Origin of the sequence: Mariprofundus sp. EBB-1, from assembly GCF_003665155.1 — a bacterium.
Lineage (GTDB): Bacteria > Pseudomonadota > Zetaproteobacteria > Mariprofundales > Mariprofundaceae > Mariprofundus.
This window is the reverse complement of record NZ_RCFQ01000006.1, coordinates 57,945-76,953: the sequence shown is the minus strand read 5'-3', so window position 1 is coordinate 76,953 and position 19,009 is coordinate 57,945. Positions and strand designations below refer to the sequence as shown.

The window sequence follows — 19,009 nt, the reverse complement described above, 5'->3', positions numbered from 1 at the left end:
ACAAATCATTTATAAGTTATAAAGGGAGAACCAATGACTCAATTTCATTACCCTGATTTGCAGGTGTGCGTACTAGCTGCCGGTAAAGGTAAGCGTATGCGTTCCAATCTACCAAAGGTGCTGCACAAAGTGCTTGGTAGAGCCATGATTGATCATGTGCTTCACACTGTAGAGGCCTTACGGCCCAAATCTATTGCTGTTGTCACTGGCCATGCTTCTGAAAAAGTACGCGAGCATGTCGGTCAGCCAGTTAACCTGGATTGGGTTATTCAAGATAAGCAGTTGGGGACTGGCCATGCGGTTCAACAGTGTGAAAAGGTCATCCGTGATGTGCGTGATGTGTTAATCGTCTGTGGTGATACACCGATGTTGTCGGCGGAGACACTTGCGCGCTTAGTGGACGAACACAGAGCATCAGCTACCGATGTCACGGTACTTACTGCTAAACCCCTTAACTCTTTTGGATATGGGCGCATTGTCCGTGATGAGAAGGGTAATGTTACCAGTATTGTTGAGCAGAAAGATGCTACGGACGATCAGCGATTAATTGGTGAAGTGAGCAGCGGTATCTATTGTGTACGTCATGATGTGTTGTTTGATCTGCTGCATGCCATCGACAATAGTAATGCGCAGGAAGAATATTATTTACCTGATATTGTACCTTTGGCGCTAAACGCCGGGCAAAGTGTTGCTGCGGTTGCTATGGATGATTCCGATGAAATGGTCGGAGTAAATGATCGTGTTGATCTTGCGCATGTCGAAGATTTGATGCAAAAACGTATTATTCAGGATTGGCAACGTCGTGGTGTTACGATTGAAAAACCTGACACAGTACGGATTGAAGCAAGTGTGAGTATTGGTTTGGATACTACCATTCAAGCGGGTTGTTACCTGATTGGCGCGACGCAAATTGGAGATGAATGCAAAGTTGGTCCAAACGCTGTGCTCGTAGATGCACGTCTGGATGATCGTGTGAATGTATATGCATTCAGCCATATTCATGGTGCAGGTGTCGGTTCTGATACTGTGGTTGGTCCATATGCACGCTTGCGTCCAGGGGCTGCTTTGGATGAACATGTACATATAGGTAACTTTGTAGAAATTAAACAAGCCGTTATCGGTGAAGGTAGCAAGGTCAATCATCTGAGTTATATTGGTGATAGTACGATTGGCTCAAATTGTAATATTGGTGCAGGCACGATTACCTGTAATTATGATGGTGCTAACAAGTTCGAAACTGTCATTGGCGACAATGTCTTTGTTGGCTCTGATACCCAGCTGGTGGCTCCGGTTTCTGTGGGTGACGATGCGACCATCGGAGCTGGCAGTACCATTACCCGCAATGTTGATGCTGGAGGCCTTACCCTTTCAGAACGCACTGCTACGCAGTATTTCTCTGACTGGAAACGCCCACAAAAAGATAAACGCTAATGTGCGGTATCGTTGGAGCTATTTCTGAGAATAATATACTCCCTCTGCTGCTTGAAGGGTTGCAGCGGCTTGAATACCGTGGATATGATTCGGCAGGTGTTGCGATCAGAAATAATAAGGGTGAACTGAAACGGTTCAGAGCACTGGGTAAAGTGGCGGAGCTCAAAGCATTGGTAGAGCAGTCGCACGTCACCGGAAATCTGGGTATCGCACATACACGCTGGGCAACCCATGGCGCTCCTGCGACACGCAATGCACATCCGCATATGAGCGGGGTCAGGGTGGCCGTGGTTCATAATGGCATTATTGAGAACCACAATGTATTGCGGGATCGTCTGATTGCTCTGGGGTATAGTTTTACGTCTGAAACCGATACCGAAGTGATTGCACATCTGATGGCGCATAAACTTGAATCAGGACTGTCATTATTAGCCGCCGTTGTTGAGGTGGCCGCTGAACTGGATGGTGCATATGCGCTAGCGGCATCCAGTCCCGAGGACGCAGACAGGATTGTTGTGACGCGTGAGGGTAGCCCGCTGGTTATCGGCATTGGTAAGGGTGAAAACTTTATTGCCTCAGATGTGGCTGCGCTGCTTTCGGTGACACGGCGATTCATTTTTCTTGAAGAGGGTGATGTTGCTGAAGTGCGCCGTGATGGTGTGACTATTTATAATGCGAATGGGGATGTGGTTGAGCGTCCGGTCAAAGAGTCTGCTCTTTCCAATACGAGTGTTGATAAAGGGCCTTATGCGCATTACATGCTTAAGGAGATCTATGAACAGCCGAGTGTTATTTCTGAAACACTTGAAGGCCGTATTCATCATGGGCGTCTGCTGGAAGCTAGTTTTGGTCATGAAACCACAGCGCTGCTGGATAAGACTAAACATGTTCAAATTATTGCCTGTGGCACCAGCTATCACGCAGGCCTTGTTGCGAAATACTGGTTCGAGGAAGCGGGTATTTCCTGCAGTGTAGAAGTGGCTTCTGAATACCGCTATCGCAAGGCTGTTGTGCCTGATGGTTCTCTATTGATCACTATATCTCAATCAGGTGAAACGGCTGATACACTGGCCGCTTTGAAAGGCAGTCGATCACAGGGTTATATTGGTAGTTTGTGTGTCTGTAATGTGGCTGAAAGTTCATTGGTCAGAGAGTCGGACGTGTCATTGATGACCCGTGCCGGTACAGAAATTGGTGTGGCTTCCACCAAAGCCTTTACCACGCAATTGGTGGCTTTGCGTCTGCTGATGATCGCTCTGGCGCGACGCACAGGGCTGACTGCCGAGCAGGAAAAAGAGTTGGTAGATGAACTGCACGCTTTGCCGCGCCAGGTGGAAGTGGTGTTGCAGCTGGCCGATGAAATTCAGATTATGGCTGCTGATTTCTCTGATAAACATAATGCACTGTTTCTCGGTCGAGGGCCGTTTTATCCGGTTGCTATGGAAGGAGCGTTAAAGCTTAAGGAGATCTCCTATATCCATGCAGAGGCATATCCAGCCGGTGAATTGAAACACGGTCCTCTGGCGCTTGTGGATGAATCGATGCCAGTGGTTTGTGCGCTGCCTGATGATCCGTTGCTTGAGAAGGTGCTGTCCAATTTACAGGAAGTGCGCGCACGAGGTGGCGAACTGTTCCTGTTCAGTGACCAGAAAGTCGATATTGGACTTGATCGTTATCAGAGCCTGACACTTTCAGATATTTATCCTGGTACTGCTCCTATCGTGTATAGCATTCCATTGCAGCTGTTGGCCTACCATGTTGCGCTGATCAAAGGTACGGATGTCGATCAACCACGCAATCTCGCCAAGTCGGTTACAGTAGAATAGTAATTTGATCTGATTATGTAGAGTTATTATTGCTCTATTATAGCAATAAATGATAAAGCAAAGGGCGCTCTTGTTGAGCTATGGCGCTGTCGGGAGTTGAACGGATGTACTGCTATCTGTAGCGGGCGTGTTGCCCGTAGCTGGTTCGGTAGGTGAAGCGGGAGCTGAGCCGGGAGTCTGAGCCTCTATAGTGGCAGCTTTAGATTCTAACTGTGCCGTAGTCGTGGAAACTTGCGGGCTTGCTGCTTCTATCGGGGTTGATGGAACCGGTGCGGAAGCTTGGGGCATCAACGCTTCTGTTTGCAGGCTTGGATTTGCACTATCTGCAGGTGATTGTTGCATGGTGGATGAAACAGTGGTGGTGGAATCTGATTTTTCAGAAAGGCCAAGGCCACCTGCAGCATAAAGTAGCAGGACTGCCAGCGTGAAAACCGATAAAATTGATATAGTCGTTGCACTGGTAATAGAGAGCTCTTTGTGTTCATCATGCACTTCATGGAACTGCATAAAAATGTTCCCATCATCTTCATGAATCTGTTCAGGGGAGAGGTGGGCGGCTTTTTTCCTTAGCCATTCTTTAACGTTTTCGGGGGTTCTATGAGTGGGCCAGATGGTCTCTTTGCGATTTTCAATTGCAACAAGTTCATCAGGTTTCAGTTGATAAAAATGGCAGAGTTTTTCTGTTGAATCAGGCATTTCATGGGTGCGTTTATCATGGCGTCCGAAGTGATAGTAATTATATACTCCCCACAGTCGCATAATAATAAATGCAGCCAGAATGACCCAGCCCATTTGTTGAATCAGTTCGATAAAGACAAAAATACCGCCTTCTGTGATGAACTCCTGTTGGAAGGTGGAGATACCTACTACCCATAGCAGTACGTTTGCTATTGGCAGGAACAGGTAAAGCCAGAGTCCCCACACGATGCCAGTGATGCCAAGTTCGGTGAGTGAACGGGTATCCGATTTAAGTTCCGGTTTGGTGATGATGTGGATTTTAGCCATCGTTATCTCCCTATCATTCTTCTAGGTGTAGGCCACGGTCAGGGCTCTGCCATGTACCATGGCCCTTATACCCCTTCTTTCTCAATAAGACTTTGGGCACAGCGACAACGATAGTTGTGGCGCTTATAAGCCAGTAGATGAAGGGATACCAGATGATCCAGACCAGATTTTTCAGTAATGTTTTATCATAGCGGCTCTCCATGGCCAGGCTTACGGTGAACATCATCAGGCAGACCATAGCCAGGAGGGATCCGGCCCATAAGGGTGGCGCCGGAGCAAGGAATATAATCGGTTCATATACATTGATGGCACCCTGAATCATCCACAATGCGATAACTAACCAGAAGCAGTAAGCCCAGAGTGTGCTTATTACATATTCAATATAGACAGGCCATAAGCGGCGTTGCCTCCAGTCGCTCCAGATGTCTATGTTTTTGACGAGTACTTCAATGCCGCCCTGTGCCCAGCGCAATCGCTGTCTCCACAGTCCCTCAATAGATTCAGGCACCAATATCCATACCAGCGCACGGGGTTCATAGCGAACATCCCAGAAATGGCGTTCCAGCTTCCAGGTAATATCGATATCATCTGTGATGGTATGTGTATCCCAGAAGTTGACATCTTCCAATGCCTGTTTTCTAAATGCCGCGATTACACCGGATACGGTAAGGACTTTACCCAAAATGCGCTGGGCGCGTTTAATTAGACCAACAATAGTGGAGTATTCACCAGTCTGGATTTTTGCCAGCAGTGTGGTTCTGTTGAGCACACGGGGGTTACCTGTGACAGCTCCGACACGAGGGAACTTGTTGAAATGCCAGGCGATCCATTTCAGTGCTTTTGAATCAAGCAGGGTATCCGAATCCAGTGTGAGGATATATTCACCTTTTGTGGCTGCACTACCTGCATTCATTGCCGCAGCCTTGCCCTTATTGCTGCGAAGATAGACGGCGCGAATGCGTTCGTGCTTTTCCGTGAGTTCATTCATCAGAAGGTCTGTGCCATCGGTGCTGCAATCATCAATGGCAATAACCTCATAGTTCGGATAATCCAGATCCATTAACTGCTCGAGTGTATTGACGATTTGCTCTTTTTCATTGTGTGCTGGAACCAGAATGGAAAACATGGGGAAATGATCCAGTTCAGGCACGGTTGTGATATTCCTTTCTTCTTTCCAGTAAAAGATCAGTGCTCCGATAATCCATATAAAACTCATGAAAAGAGGAAAGAGAAAAATAAAATCACTTAGAAACTGTAGAATATTAACCATAAATCACCTCGCAAACGGGTCGGTCTGTCTGGACATTTCCAACTTTATGGTGGAAATGTCCGGTTTGTTTTCTAATGCATTGTCGGGGTAATAGGCGAGATGAACGCCTCCTGCGACAAGTACATCACGCATTTCTTCAAGCAGAGCCTCATTGCCCACCCATCTTTTTTTCTTCCAGTCATAGGCTTGTAATTTAAATATGGTTTTTTCCAAGCCATTGTGTGCTTTTACATTTTCAACCATTTTGGTGAGCCATTGTGCCGGTTTGTGGGCTTTCTCCATGCGTGGATAGGCCATCACGACCACTTCATCATAGTTGTTAAGGAATTCCTTATAATTCTGGGCGAACCATGCTTCTGCCTGGGGGTTGATCAGCATATTGGCATAGATATTACGGGCGAATTTTATTTCCGGTCGGATATGTTTCACTATTCGCATTAGTCCTTTGGTATAATCAATCAATGCCTGTGTTTTGTATTTCCCCCATTTGAGCGCTGCCGCACTGTCTTCAGCATCACTCTTAAGAGGGAACGATTTTCCGAGTGCAGCTTGATATGCTTGAATAGCATCCGGGTGAAAATCTTCATGGTCGGTCAGATAAGCATCATCCTGGAATAAGATACCGTCAATCTGCGAGTAAGCAGCCAAATCCTCATATAACATGCCGACTTTTTCCTGAACATCTTTACTGAACGGGGTTAATCGCTTGTACCATGACTGGCTGGGGCGATTTTTCCCATTCGACTTTTCCTGAATGCGGTACATTTTGTTAAATGCTTTATCTGGAAAAATAAAACTGAGGCTGGGTATCCATGCATAGACCTCTATGCCTCGAATTCTTATTTGATGAGCTGCATGGCTGAAGAAATCGCTCCTGACAGGTAGTTGGCGATTGTGAAAGTAAACACTATCGACAGAGCCGTCTCCATCAGGATCCGCAAATGCCTGCAAATAAACAGTGTTAACCTTCATGGCGTATAAGCGATCAATCAGTTTACCCAGGTTCTTATCCATTTGTTCAATGGATTTATCATAAATAAGATCAAGGTCGACTTGCACTGCGCGAACAATGGTCGGTTTGTGGTTTGGATACAGGACGTTGTCGATAAAATCTTTAATTGGAACGCTTTCAACCATCAGGCGTGGGGTTTCCGCAAGGTTTGTTATATTCCCGAGACCCCATACGAGTGTGAACCCCATACGAAAACCTTTATTTTTAGCAATATCCCAGGAGATGCCTGTATGGTTTCCAAATGGCCAAACAATGATTCGTGGCTTGAAACCAACATGACTTTCAAAGATTTTGTTCTGATGTGAAAAGTCCTCTTGCAATCGTTGCCGGTATTCTTGTTCGGTTTCATAGTGCTTATCTTGGGGGGAATACAAGCGTACATTGACTGCCGGTCCTGTATTGCCAATGCTGTTGTATTGGATGCCTTTATGCATGTTATACGTATGTGAGGCCACTTCAACGAGAGGGCTCTTTGCAACTTCTTTGATCTGTTTCCAATTCATCAGCTTTTCCGGCAGGCCTTTGGATGGAGGGTTTTCGATGAAGTCTCCGACTACTGCCAGCATTGATGGAAATCCATACTGTTTCAGGAAGGGGACAACAAAATCATAGTATGATAAATAAGCATCATCGAAGGTCAGCAGTACAGCTTTGTTTGGTAGCTTCTTTTTGCCGGCTTGGGCATCCAGAATGTCTTGAACAGATACCGGGTGATAGCCGTGTGTATTCAGATAGTCCACCTGTTCTGCAAATTGCCCCTGGGTAATAGTATATTTATCACCTGGAATGGCTCTGAGAGCTATGGAATGATAGGCGAGAACAAGAAATTGCCCATCCTTGAATGGAGTCGGAACTACTTTAGTTGTTGCGGCCGTTGCCGTTGCCAGTGCAGGAGCCAGGGCTAGAAGTGCTATTAATAGTAGTTTGTGAAGATTACACATCAGAAATACCACCTATACAATGCATCAATTGAATAATTCATGACACCAGTGCCATCGTAGGAGTGGCGCCCTGCAGAAATGCCCCATAGCAAGTGGTGTGTATCGCTGAAGTCGATTTCCTGCTCATAACGAGCCGAACCCAGAAAAGAACCGCTAAATCCGGTTTGTCCGTATGCACCGGCAGTCAGGTAGAGGCGGTGAATAAAGCCGCGGTCATAATAGCCTTTCATGCTTTCGTAGGCGTGCCAGACAGTCTGCTCAATCATCAGTGTACCTGCCGCACTCCAGTCACGAGCCGGGTTGAAATAGAGGGCATTATTCTTGGAGTTATCACCTAAAGATCCATCTACGATCAGGCGCAGACGCCAGTCTTTCTTTGCATACAGTCCTTGCTCGAAACGGGCTGTTACGGCTGTGCGACGATTACCATCGGAATAGAAATCGTAACTGCCTCCGATGCCATATTCGCGCCATTCACTTTCTCTGTAGGTGAGGTTTAGAGCAGCCTGTTTGGAGGTGATGGCTGCCACACGGGCACGCAGTGGCACATCTGTGGTGAAAGAGTCGAACATGGCTTCAACAATCCAATGGTCGGTCGGGGTGTACCTTATATTGGTTCGAGTCCCATATTCATGCCCTGCCTTCACATCCAGGGAGAGCATCTCCCGCATGTACCAGTCGCTGTTGAATGTGTGATCAAAACCAACTCCTACGCGATGAAATGTTGATTTTAAACCACTCTGAGAGCTTCTTCGGTAATTTACCATGGCTAGGATATTGGTGTAGAGGGTGACTGGGTGAATGTAGTTTGCAAAGGTGTAGAGGTCGTTAAAGCCATCGTTGGAGTGGTTGAAGACGATACCTACGTCCAGTTCCCGCATGTCATCTATTGCCAGTTCTCTGGCAGCACGAATACCGTGTTTGTCTTTCGGTTTCTGTGCCCGATGTTTGTTGATCATCTCACGGGCCTCTTCCTTGTGTGCCAACGCGTTGAGCACAAGGGCATGGCCAACTCTGGGGCCAGGATTGAGATCCCGGGACTCCAACGATGTGATAGTCTGGAATTCTCGAAGGGCCTTGCGAGGCCAGCCACGGAAGTAGTGTGTATGCGCTAGTCCGGAACGGATTCCAGTATTAGCGGGTGCTTTGCTGTAAAACTCGGTGAAATAGGCATCGGCTTCACGCATCATGTTTTGATCGAGCAGGAACCAGCCGTGAGCGACCACAACTTCCATCTGTTGACCTTGTGTATAGCGGCTGCGGAGTTTTACAGGAATGACATCTTCCTCAAGCTTAATCAGAAGTTCTTCTGCTTCATCCCATCTTCTAAGTTCTGAGAGGGAATAAAATTTACCTACGCGTGCATTGAACATGTTTGGATCTGTTTTCAATTGTTGATTATAAACAGCCAGGGACTTTTCCCACTCCTCAAGATAGATGTAGGCACTACCTACGCTATTCATAACCCAGGAGGGCGGGGTAACCCCTTCAGCCTTTAGCTGATCGTATTCGGCGATGGCTTCTTTCATTTGCAAGTCTTCAACCAGTACGACGATGTGATCAAATCTTGAGCCTGTTGGGTTTCTTCTTTGTAGTAGGGGCTCAAGTTGAGCCAGTGACTGCTTGAACTCTCCCCACTGCATGCGGTCGATCACCATGTTACCCTGAATATAGGCCTGTAATTCACTGTTATCACCGGCCTGGCTCAATGCCTGGCTACTTGCACCCAGCGCGGACATGGCCATCAGTTTAAGTTTCCTGGCAATTCTGTACTCAGGGTGGATGGCAAGAATGCCATCATACTCTTTGATGGCGGCCCAATAGTCGCTCTGTTGCTCATAAATATAGGCTTTGGCAAAACGCACTTCTGCCATGCTGGCTTGTTCTGCCGGCAGTTGTTTGAATAGATTGAATGCCAGCTTGGGCTGTTTTTCTTTGCCCAGTACATATGCAAGTCCTGTGGTGAGATAGAGGTCTTTTGGCTCTATCTTAAGTGCATTTCGATAGATCACTTCGGACTGTTTTAATTTGTCGGTTTTGAAGTATGCCCAGCCGATCCAATATGCTGTATATGTTGAGAAACGTTCGCTTTTGATGCCGGCAGACTCATAGCTGGTAATAAGTTCGTTGAATTCCCGATGTAGTGCCAAGGCCAATATATAGTTTTCAGTATCTGTCTCTTTTTTGGAAGCTGCACTGTGTTTTAATGCTGCGAGCATGGCTTTACGCTTGTCAGTCGGAACTGAAGTGACCAGTGCCTCCCATGTGCTATGCTGTGCCGTTGATGAGACCTGATTTTTTCGTAGTAGATCAGCTTGGGCAGCCCAGGCTTTAGCATATGCGCCATGGGCAATGAGTACTTGTGGCCTGATAGATAGTAGTGGCAAGGAGTCGGGGCTAGTCTTTAGATAAGCATTCAGCCTGTTGTCGGATTCCTTTACCTTGCCAGCATAATAAAGGCTACGTACATGACCTATCTGGGCCTCTTTATCTGTGGGTTTTTGCTGAAGCGTAGACGCATACAATAAAGCGGCCTGAGCGTAACTGCGCTGACCATAGTAGGCACTAGCCATGTTTCTTAGCAGGTAAGCATTTTTCGGAAAAGCAGCCGGCAGTGCTTCAAAAGATCTGGTAGCCAGTTGATTTTTTCCTGCCCAGGAGAGAAAAACCAGATAATCGCCGGTCATTAGCACATTTGCCATCGGTTTTTTTGCATAGGGTGAGAGAATATCTGCAGCTTTATTGAGCTCTCCGCTACGGGCCAGCTTCAGCGCATGCGCATGATCTTGTTGGGCTGGAGAGCTAACCAGTGCTTGGTTGCCAGTGTTTTGATTCGTTGCTATATCCTGAGCTAAAGTGGGTGTTGGGTGTAGAAACAGCAGAGTGACACAGGTCATCACCACAATCGGTGTTAATGCCATACTTGGCGGAGAAAAAAATATATTCCTGTAGGTCAAATACAGATGTGCCAAATTATTTATTTCTTTGTTCACTAGGCCCCTCCCTTAGAGAACGTGCTAATTATAACAATGCTATTTAGTAATCCATCATATAGTAGAAGAGCGTAGTTTTTCAAGCAAATTCAACTATGGTACATGAACTTTATAGCATATCCCCTGTGTATATTCAACTACACTACCTTTAAAAACATATAATTATTATGACTTTATAGTGATATGTAACAGTAAATTATCACTTATGTCAAGAGGCAGTATTCCTCATGTTAGCCTATTCCAATATAAAATGGGTCTGAATAATCACACAGGTTAATTTAGCATAGGGAGGGCTAATACTGATGGATGAGATGGAAACCAGAACAAAAGGAGAGTCAGACCATGTTGGTGGCCGAAAAGTTTGCGTGATATTAATACTTTACTGGATAATCACTTCTCAGATTATGACTGTTTGGGCTGTAAGAAGGTCTGCAAATCATTCATGTAACTGGCCAATGAGACGCTGGATTAGAGGAATAGGTGCCAGGCTTTCAGAGGAATAGGCAAAATAGGAAAATAGGTGCTAGGCTTTCATCTTTTGATATTTTCCAAGGAGATGCCGGGTCAGATTCAAGCATGGAGTGTACCCGTTTGGAATATCGGTACCTAACGGTGCAATGTTTCGGTATTGCAGTCATCTGTTCTGCTCCAGGTTCCTTGGCAGTAACGGTTTGATGGTTATTATTGGCATAAATGGCTAAAATAGCTATTATGTCCTTTTTTGGAGGTGCTATGAAATCAATTGCGGCACGGGAAGCAAAAAACCGATTTGGTGTTTTGATGGATACGGCACAACGAGAACCTGTTGCCATTGAAAAGCACGGGCGAGCTGTGGCTGTGATGATGTCGGTTGAAGAGTACAGAAAAATCAAGATGGAACGATTGCATGCTGAAGTCCATGCAGGGCTGGATCAGCTCGATACGGGCGCATCCACGTTGTTTGATCAGACCGAATTGAAGGATCTGTTTGAGGGAATCAAGGTGCGCGGTCGGGCACATAGAAATGCCGGCGTGTAAGGTTAAGCTATCCGATCTTGCTGTGGCAGATTTGGTAAATATTGAAAATTATACAGCTAAAACATGGGGCGAAGCGCAGGCTGATAAATATCTGGCTCAGTTGGAGCAGCGAATTAACTGGCTTGCGGGGCATGTGCAGTTGGGCAGATCCAGGGAGGATATTGAGTATGGATTGTTCAGCTTTCCCGAAGGCCATCATATAGTCTTTTACCGTCTGAACGGTTCCCTGTTAGAGGTTGCACGAATATTGCATGAATCAATGGATGTTACTCAGCAACTCAGCTCATGATAGCATGGCGCATTTTTTGGTAATGTTTTTGACGCCTATGGATTTAAGGAATCCCCACAGCTAAGCGTTGCATGTGCCAAAGCCGAGAGCGAAGCGTCACCATATTCCGAATCAGATAGATAGCGGTGGATCAGGGCTTATCAGGTGTCTGCTACCTTGTTCAGTTGGGACATACAATCATCAACGATTTCGAGCATATTATAACCCAGTTGCACTTGCTCTGGGGTGGACGCGATAATCATCAGATTGGCGCACTCATGGAACCTTTCCAGACTTTCTGGATTTCCCATAAGAATATCCATATCAATAATGATTTTATGATCGGTGGCCATCGTTTGAATCTAACAGCTAGCTCTGCATGATAATAGGGATATTCACCTGGCGACGATTCAGAATACTAATTTTTCTAGCCACTTCACCAGCCAGCGTTTGATAGGCTTTGGCCTGATCACTATCAGGCATGGCTGCGACGATAGGAGTGCCTTCATCGGCATTGATGCGTATCTGAAGATCAAGCGGGATATGCGCAAGCACTTCGGTGGCGTGTTGCTGACTTAAGCGTTCAGCACCACCCTCTGCAAAGATGGCTGTGGATTCACCACAGTGCGGGCAGATGAACTGACTCATGTTTTCCACAATACCAAGATTGGGCACATGCACTTTCTCGAACATGTTGATGCCCTTGCTGCAATCAATGAGGGCGATGTCCTGTGGTGTGGTAACCATGACAGCGCCGGTGACAGGCACGGTTTGTGTGAGTGTGAGTTGCGCATCACCCGTACCCGGTGGCATATCAATAAACAGATAATCCAGCTCGCCCCATTCGACATCACCCAATAGCTGTTTCAGTGCCCCAGCCACCATCGCACCGCGCCAGATCATGGCCTGATTGTCTTCTACCAGATAACCAATCGACATGGTTTTTACGCCATAATTTTCTAATGGAATAATGGTTTCAGTATCTCTGTCAATTTGGGGTTTTTTACCACTTAAGCCCATCATGCGCGGAATGGATGGGCCATAAATATCGGCATCAAGTAGGCCTACACGAGCTCCGGTTTGCGCCATCGCCACAGCCAGATTTACCGTGGTGGTAGATTTACCAACACCACCTTTACCGGATGCTACGGCAATAATATTGGCTACACCGGGAATGCCCTCTTTAGTCTTAGCTGCTACAACATTGGAGCTCATGGTGACATTGACTTGGTCAATACCCGGCAGTGCTAACAGTGCTGCATCGGCCTGACGTTTGAACTCTTCTTTGACCGGACAGGCAGGGGTGGTTAATTCGATGGTGAGTGCAACGGACGCATTGCCGATAACAATGTCTTTCACAAAACCAAGTGAGACAATGTCCTTTTTGAAATCGGGGTCGATGATGACAGAGAGTGCTTTAAGAATATCAGCCTGGGAAACCATGAGAAACTCCTTATGCAGCATCATGCCAAGCAATGATGCATGCCGTGTTGGGTCAGCATCGTCATAAACCCGAGTAAAACTGTCAAGATTATAAGAACAGGGGTATAAAAAATGCCCCGACAAGTGTCGGGCCACCGCTGCACCAAAGACAGGGGAGACTGTGGTGCGGCAAACATGTGTGATGTTAAGTAAATAGTGGATAAATTTGAATTTGTCAATGTCATGGTATTACTGATACGCTCTGCTTATGTTAGATGTATTATGCGTGGGACACGCTTCATACGATATTTCGATGGCTCTCTCTCATCACCCTGATCCGGATGAGAAGAGTTTCGCTGATGCGATGCAGTTGGCTGGTGGTGGCCCCGCTGCCAATGCGGCGGTGTGCGTGTCGCGTTTAGGTGGAGTGGCGGGTTTCTGTGGTTATTTGGGCAATGATCTGTTTGGTGAGGCGCATGTGCGGGAGTTTCGGGCCGAAGGGGTGGATATTTCTAATCTGGTGCGAGGGGCCGATGCCACTCCCGTTTCGCAAATTCTGGCCAAACCGGATGGCCGCAGGTCTGTGGTGAATTATAAAGGGGATACTCCTTTTCTTGGGCCTGATGCAGTAAGTATTTCTCAATATCCAAAAGTGATGCTGTTTGATGGTCATGAACCACTGTTATCACTGTCTTTATGTAGATGGGCAAAAGAGCAGGGTATCATCACTGTGCTTGATGCGGGCTCCCTGCATCAGGGTACACGTGAATTAACCACAGAAGTAGATTACCTGGTGGCATCTGAAACGTTTGCCCGACACTACTGTGAAACGCATGATCTCACTATTGCTTTGCACCGTTTGTCCAAGCATTGCGAACATGTAGTGATTACTCAGGGCGACGCAGGATTGATTTGGAGCAGTAATGGGGAGTCAGGTGAGATGAATGCATTCAACGTCGATGTAGTCGATTCCACAGGTGCAGGTGATGCCTTCCACGGTGCGTTCGCTCTGGCTTTGGCGCGTGATATGGTCTGGTCTGAGCTACTTCGTTTTGCTTCGGCTGCCGGGGCATTGACCTGTACAAGGCTGGGAGCGCGCTGTGGTTTGCCATGCCATGGTGCGATGTATGACTTTTTGGAGGCCGTGCATGCATAAAATACTTATCAGTGCCTGTCTGCTGGGAGAGCGCGTCCGTTATGATGGCAAACACAGTTCAATTCATTCAGACGTTTTACAAGCGTGGGAACAACAGGGCCGTTTGATCCCGTTATGTCCGGAAGTGGCAGGTGGCCTGCCTATTCCAAGACCGCCTGCGGAAATCGAAGCAGGGGACGCTAAAGCTGTCATTAAAGGTGAGGGGGCTATTCGCCGCAAAGATGGCAGCGATGTTACAGAAGCTTTTATGGCTGGTGCTGAAATGGCTTTGGCTCTATGTATGCAGCACGATATCCGTATTGCAATCCTGAAAGAAGGCAGCCCATCCTGTGGCGTAAACAGACTCAATGATGGTAGTTTTTCAGGCATAAAAATCAGTGGGCAGGGTGTGACGGCGTGTTTGCTGGCACAGCATGGCATATCCGTGTTCAGCGAGTTCCAGACAGAGGAAGCCGAAACACGATTAGATCAGTTAACACGCTACCATTTTGGAGAATGACGTAACTATTCAGCTTTTAAGGCATTGAACTTGCTTGTTTTCACTCTATGCATCTATACTACTATCATGATAGTGGATTTAACTTGAACTATAGGCTGACGAATCGACTTTTTGCGTTTCTGACCACGGTTTTTCTGAGCTTGGTCATGCTCCCTGCCGCATCTTTTTCCCAGCCTGCTTCCGGTCCCATCCGTGTCGGCATTCTGCACTCTCAAACCGGCACCATGGCCCGCAGTGAGAAACCTGTCATCAACGCAACCCTGCTGGCCATCGAACAGATCAATGCTAACGGCGGACTCCTCGGCAGGCGGGTTGAGGCTGTCATCGCCGATGGAAAATCAGATGAAAACGTATTTGCCGCTGAAGCCGAACGCCTGATTACAGAAGAGCATGTCGATGTACTATTCGGCTGCTGGACTTCAGCTAGCCGTAAAGCTGTCAAACTCGTGGTGGAAAAACTCGATCATCTGCTCTTTTATCCGGTGCAATATGAGGGGCTGGAATCATCCGACCATATTATTTACACCGGTGCAGCTCCCAATCAGCAGATTGTTCCGGCTGTGAGCTGGGCTGTGAAAAAATTCGGGCCGCGCGTTTATCTGATAGGTTCAAATTATATATTTCCGCGAGTAGCTAACTGGCTGATCAACAGGCAGCTACCGCTGATCAATGCTGAAGTTGTCGGTGAGCAATATATTTTGCTAGGCTCGAATGATGTCTCTGACATAATCAATGATATTCAAGACAAACAGCCCGATGTTATTTTCAATAGTATCAACGGCGACTCTAACGTGGCCTTTTTTCATGCCCTGAGAGAGGCTGGCATCAGTGCCAAAGAGATGCCTGTTGTATCATTCAGTCTGGCTGAATCCGGAATCAGGCTGATGCCCATTGATGAAATCGCTGGCCATTATGCCGTTTGGAACTATTTCCAGAGTTTGCCATCAGCGCAGAACAAAGCCTTTATCAGCGCACTGTATCAACACTTTGGCGAGCAACCTGTCAGTGATCCGATGGAGGCTGCCTGGGTCGGTGTGCAGATGTGGGCCAATGCGGTGCGTGGGGCGCGTACCAGTGACCCGAAAGCCATCCACAATAATATTCTACAGCAGAGCTTGGCGGCTCCTGAAGGCATCGTTTCGGTGGATCAGGGCAGCAACCATCTATGGAAAACAGCGTATATTGGACAGGTGAATCGCCAACATCAGTTTGATGTTATCTGGTCATCTGAGCATGCGCTGAAACCATTCCCATACCCTCTCTTTGTCAGCAAGCATGAAGCCGAGTGGATGCTCAATCGACTGTACAGCGATTGGAATCGCCAGTGGTCGGCTCCTGTCCCTGCAGCTTCAACCGCGCCAGCCAATAATGCAGCAACGAGTCGTCCGGAATGAACGCTCTCAAGCAAGTACAAGGGCGTTCTATTCGCACAGAAGTTATTTTGATCTGCGTACTTTCAATCCTTATCGTTGCAGCGTTGACTGGAACTATTGCTTATCAATTATTAAAAGAGCAGCAACAGCAGCAAACGCTGCAAACGCAGCATACGATTGCAAACCAGAGAGCCAGCCAGATTGAAGCGTACATGGACAACCAGATTCAGAATCTGATTCAAAGCAGTCAATCCATTGAAACGGTAGCAGCACTTGGGCAGTTGGGGCTGGTATTTCAGCAAGGGCCAGATTCGCAGGCCTATGAACAGACAGATGAAAAGTATAGGCAATGGTTTATCTCCATGCTTCAGCGCTGGGATTATTACGATATTTTTCTCATCAATGTGGAAGGTGACATTGTCTTCAGCGTGACGCATGAAAATGATTTTGCTACCAATTTGCGCACCGGACCCTACCATGATTCAGGCCTTGCTCATGTCTATAGAGATGCACTAAGGATGCTCTCTCCTGATCACTCCAGCTTTACCTATTATGAACCATCCGATGAACCCGCTGCATTTATTGCTGCGCCGGTATTCCACGAAGGCAAACTACTGGGCGCGCTTGCTTTCCAATTGAATACAGACACCTTTTATTCCATTGCCGGTAATCTGGATGGCTTAGGTAGCAGCGGAGAAATCATTCTTGGCACCGATATCGGCGACAGTGTGGTTATTACTGCGCCCACGCGTCATGAGCCCGATGCCGCCTTCAAACATTCGATTCCAAGAACCAGCGCCCTGGCCCGCCCCATCAGGGAAGCTACGCAAGGCATTATCGGTCAGGGTATATTATCTGATCTGCGCGGCATCGAAGTGATCGCAGCCTGGGTCTACCTACCCAGCCTTAACTGGGGACTGGTTGCGAAAATCGATCAGGATGAAGCCCTGGAAGGGTTGGCATTGATCAGGGACAAACTGATCCTTTCCGTGATTGTGATTTTGTTACTGATGATCGGCTTTGTTGCCTGGCGAGCAAATCATATCATTCAACCACTATCACGTCTGACGCAGGCCGCTACCAGTATTGCTAAAGGTCGTCGTTTCTATATCGATACCCCCACAGATACCCCTATTGCCGAAATCAATCTGCTCTCCGCCTCATTTAATAATATGTCAGATGAGATTCTCAGTTACCAGCGCGAACTGGAGGATAAAGTGAAAGCGCGTACCGCTGAATTATCGCGGTTGCAGGCTGCTGTTGAACAGACCCATGAAGTAGTACTCATCACTAACCGGGATGCCATTATCCAGTATGTCAACCCGGCCTTTGAGAAGATTTCCGGTTACACAGCCAAAGAAGCGGTCGGACGCAGAGCCAATATGGTAAAAAGCGGTGAAATGTCGAAGCAGTTCTATGAACAGATGTGGAACACCATTTTGGCGGGTGGCAACTGGCAAGCCGATTTTATCAATCGGAACAAGGCGGGCGAATTGTATGAAGTGGAGCAGGCAATTTCTCCTATCAAAAATGAGGAGGGTAACATTGCCGGCTTTGTATCTGTTCAGCGTGATGTTACCCAAGAGCGTCAACAGCAACAGCAACTCGAACACACCCAGCGGCTTGAATCACTCGGTGTACTGGCTGGAGGTATCGCGCATGATTTCAATAATTTACTGACCGCGATTCTCGGCAACGCAGGCATTGCCCGCCGCCGCATGCCTGATGACAATCCTGTCGCCATCAATCTGAAACATATCGAAGATGCCAGTGAACGTGCCGCTGATCTGTGCAAACAGATGCTGGCCTATTCGGGCAAGGGTAAATTTGTGGTGGTGCCGATTAATCTCAGTAGTCTGATTGATGAAATTCTCGGACTGCTTAATATTTCAATCAACAAAAATGTCAGTCTGCGTACTGATCTGGATACGCAAATACCCGCCATTGAAGCGGACAAGGCGCAAATGCAACAGATCATCATGAATCTGGTCATCAATGCATCCGAAGCCATTGGCGAGGATAGTGGCAATATTGTGATGCACACCGGCATCATCGATGTTGATGAGAATTATCTGCAGACCACTTATGTTAATGAATCCCTGCCGGGCGGCCAGTATGTGTTCATGGAAATTTCCGATGATGGATGCGGCATGGACAGCGACACTCTGAATAAGCTGTACGACCCCTTCTTCACCACCAAGTTTACTGGTCGAGGGTTGGGCATGAGTGCTATTCTGGGCATTGTTCGCGGCCATAAGGGCGCTATTAAAGTCTATTCTGAAGTCGATAAAGGAACGACATTCAAGGTGCTGTTCCCGGCCATCGATATGGCTCAACGTGAGAATGAATCATCAGAAAACAGTAAAACGGAAGCGTGGCAAGGTTATGGCCGGATTCTGGTTGTTGATGATGAAGCTAGTCTGAGACAAACAGCCCGTCTGATGCTTGAGGATATCGGCTTTGATGTGATGACAGCGGTCGATGGTGTAGATGGCGTGGAACTATTTGCACGTGAGTATGCACAAATCGATGCCGTATTGCTGGATATGACTATGCCGAACATGGATGGAAAAACCGCTTTCCAGGAGATGCGTAAGATTGACCCTGAAGCCAAAGTCATTCTCTCCAGCGGTTACAATGAGCAGGAAGCCACCAGCCACTTTGCTGGTAAAGGTCTGGCCGGATTTATTCAGAAGCCATATCAACTTGGTCACTTGCGCCAGAAACTATTTGAAATACTTGTTGGCTAATCGTTGTTATAACAGGTGATATAACAAAGATCAGAATCTTGCTTGC

14 protein-coding genes are annotated in these 19,009 nt (G+C 47.2%); 8 read left to right on the top strand and 6 right to left on the bottom strand.

Annotation, left to right across the window (positions count from 1 at the left end; genetic code table 11):
* Window positions 1–33 precede the first annotated feature (33 nt).
* Window positions 34–1,431, top strand: a complete 1,398-nt coding sequence (gene glmU / locus D8Y20_RS04065) for a bifunctional UDP-N-acetylglucosamine diphosphorylase/glucosamine-1-phosphate N-acetyltransferase GlmU (RefSeq protein ID WP_121541765.1) — start codon at window positions 34–36, stop codon at window positions 1,429–1,431.
* Window positions 1,431–3,257, top strand: a complete 1,827-nt coding sequence (glmS, locus tag D8Y20_RS04060; protein ID WP_121541764.1) for a glutamine--fructose-6-phosphate transaminase (isomerizing) — start codon at window positions 1,431–1,433, stop codon at window positions 3,255–3,257. Before glmU ends, glmS begins: the two co-directional genes overlap by 1 nt.
* 78 nt (window positions 3,258–3,335) lie before the next feature.
* Here the strand turns inward: glmS and pgaD are convergent, their stop codons facing one another.
* The 4 genes from pgaD to D8Y20_RS04040 are packed head-to-tail and all read right to left on the bottom strand — an operon-like array spanning window position 3,336 to window position 10,478.
* Entirely contained in the window at window positions 3,336–4,262 is a 927-nt protein-coding gene (gene pgaD / locus D8Y20_RS04055) for a poly-beta-1,6-N-acetyl-D-glucosamine biosynthesis protein PgaD (RefSeq protein ID WP_121541763.1), read from the bottom strand.
* Between the two features lie 13 nt (window positions 4,263–4,275).
* Window positions 4,276–5,532: a poly-beta-1,6-N-acetyl-D-glucosamine synthase gene (gene pgaC, locus D8Y20_RS04050; RefSeq protein WP_121541762.1), complete on the bottom strand. Its 1,257-nt coding sequence runs from the start codon at window positions 5,530–5,532 to the stop codon at window positions 4,276–4,278.
* 3 nt (window positions 5,533–5,535) lie between these two features.
* Window positions 5,536–7,485 carry a poly-beta-1,6-N-acetyl-D-glucosamine N-deacetylase PgaB gene (pgaB, locus tag D8Y20_RS04045; RefSeq protein ID WP_121541761.1) on the bottom strand — a complete coding sequence of 650 codons (1,950 nt, stop codon included), beginning with the start codon at window positions 7,483–7,485 and terminating at the stop codon, window positions 5,536–5,538.
* Complete coding sequence (locus tag D8Y20_RS04040; RefSeq protein ID WP_121541760.1) at window positions 7,485–10,478, bottom strand: hypothetical protein; 2,994 nt, start codon at window positions 10,476–10,478, stop codon at window positions 7,485–7,487. The genes pgaB and D8Y20_RS04040 overlap by 1 nt, the downstream gene beginning before the upstream one ends.
* Before the next feature lie 732 nt (window positions 10,479–11,210).
* Between D8Y20_RS04040 and D8Y20_RS04035 the strand changes: the two genes are divergently transcribed.
* Both D8Y20_RS04035 and D8Y20_RS04030 read left to right on the top strand, forming a co-directional pair.
* Window positions 11,211–11,495, top strand: coding sequence for a type II toxin-antitoxin system Phd/YefM family antitoxin (locus D8Y20_RS04035; RefSeq protein WP_121541759.1), 285 nt, complete (start codon window positions 11,211–11,213; stop codon window positions 11,493–11,495).
* Entirely contained in the window at window positions 11,482–11,784 is a 303-nt protein-coding gene (locus D8Y20_RS04030) for a type II toxin-antitoxin system RelE/ParE family toxin (protein WP_121541758.1), read from the top strand. The genes D8Y20_RS04035 and D8Y20_RS04030 overlap by 14 nt, the downstream gene beginning before the upstream one ends.
* A gap of 140 nt (window positions 11,785–11,924) precedes the next feature.
* On the opposite strand, the gene D8Y20_RS04025 is transcribed toward D8Y20_RS04030, so the two are convergent.
* Together D8Y20_RS04025 and apbC are read right to left on the bottom strand one after the other, a co-directional pair.
* The gene (locus tag D8Y20_RS04025) at window positions 11,925–12,116 is read right to left on the bottom strand and encodes a hypothetical protein (RefSeq protein WP_121541757.1); all 192 of its coding nucleotides are present in this window, start codon (window positions 12,114–12,116) and stop codon (window positions 11,925–11,927) included.
* A 16-nt stretch (window positions 12,117–12,132) separates the two neighbouring features.
* Complete coding sequence (gene apbC, locus D8Y20_RS04020; protein ID WP_121541756.1) at window positions 12,133–13,206, bottom strand: iron-sulfur cluster carrier protein ApbC; 1,074 nt, start codon at window positions 13,204–13,206, stop codon at window positions 12,133–12,135.
* A 247-nt stretch (window positions 13,207–13,453) separates the two neighbouring features.
* Here apbC and D8Y20_RS04015 point away from each other — a divergent pair, with 247 nt between their 5' ends.
* From D8Y20_RS04015 to D8Y20_RS04000, 4 genes are all read left to right on the top strand, one after another.
* Window positions 13,454–14,341, top strand: coding sequence for a carbohydrate kinase family protein (locus tag D8Y20_RS04015; protein ID WP_121541755.1), 888 nt, complete (start codon window positions 13,454–13,456; stop codon window positions 14,339–14,341).
* Entirely contained in the window at window positions 14,334–14,840 is a 507-nt protein-coding gene (locus tag D8Y20_RS04010) for a DUF523 domain-containing protein (protein WP_121541754.1), read from the top strand. The genes D8Y20_RS04015 and D8Y20_RS04010 overlap by 8 nt, the downstream gene beginning before the upstream one ends.
* A gap of 146 nt (window positions 14,841–14,986) precedes the next feature.
* Window positions 14,987–16,234: an urea ABC transporter substrate-binding protein gene (locus D8Y20_RS04005; RefSeq protein WP_161957575.1), complete on the top strand. Its 1,248-nt coding sequence runs from the start codon at window positions 14,987–14,989 to the stop codon at window positions 16,232–16,234.
* Entirely contained in the window at window positions 16,231–18,963 is a 2,733-nt protein-coding gene (locus D8Y20_RS04000; protein WP_121541752.1) for a PAS domain S-box protein, read from the top strand. Before D8Y20_RS04005 ends, D8Y20_RS04000 begins: the two co-directional genes overlap by 4 nt.
* The last annotated feature ends 46 nt before the right edge of the window (window positions 18,964–19,009 follow it).

What these genes read in the sequence shown, in the direction of transcription:
- D8Y20_RS04000 (WP_121541752.1), top strand. Translation starts at nt 16,231, where the DNA reads ATGAACGCTCTCAAGCAAGTACAAGGGCGTTCTATTCGCACAGAAGTT.
- D8Y20_RS04035 (WP_121541759.1), top strand. Translation starts at nt 11,211, where the DNA reads ATGAAATCAATTGCGGCACGGGAAGCAAAAAACCGATTTGGTGTTTTG.
- pgaC (WP_121541762.1), bottom strand. Translation starts at nt 5,532, where the DNA reads ATGGTTAATATTCTACAGTTTCTAAGTGATTTTATTTTTCTCTTTCCT.
- D8Y20_RS04010 (WP_121541754.1), top strand. Translation starts at nt 14,334, where the DNA reads ATGCATAAAATACTTATCAGTGCCTGTCTGCTGGGAGAGCGCGTCCGT.
- apbC (WP_121541756.1), bottom strand. Translation starts at nt 13,206, where the DNA reads ATGGTTTCCCAGGCTGATATTCTTAAAGCACTCTCTGTCATCATCGAC.
- glmU (WP_121541765.1), top strand. Translation starts at nt 34, where the DNA reads ATGACTCAATTTCATTACCCTGATTTGCAGGTGTGCGTACTAGCTGCC.
- glmS (WP_121541764.1), top strand. Translation starts at nt 1,431, where the DNA reads ATGTGCGGTATCGTTGGAGCTATTTCTGAGAATAATATACTCCCTCTG.
- D8Y20_RS04025 (WP_121541757.1), bottom strand. Translation starts at nt 12,116, where the DNA reads ATGGCCACCGATCATAAAATCATTATTGATATGGATATTCTTATGGGA.
- pgaD (WP_121541763.1), bottom strand. Translation starts at nt 4,262, where the DNA reads ATGGCTAAAATCCACATCATCACCAAACCGGAACTTAAATCGGATACC.
- D8Y20_RS04005 (WP_161957575.1), top strand. Translation starts at nt 14,987, where the DNA reads ATGCTCCCTGCCGCATCTTTTTCCCAGCCTGCTTCCGGTCCCATCCGT.
- D8Y20_RS04015 (WP_121541755.1), top strand. Translation starts at nt 13,454, where the DNA reads ATGTTAGATGTATTATGCGTGGGACACGCTTCATACGATATTTCGATG.
- D8Y20_RS04030 (WP_121541758.1), top strand. Translation starts at nt 11,482, where the DNA reads ATGCCGGCGTGTAAGGTTAAGCTATCCGATCTTGCTGTGGCAGATTTG.
- pgaB (WP_121541761.1), bottom strand. Translation starts at nt 7,485, where the DNA reads ATGTGTAATCTTCACAAACTACTATTAATAGCACTTCTAGCCCTGGCT.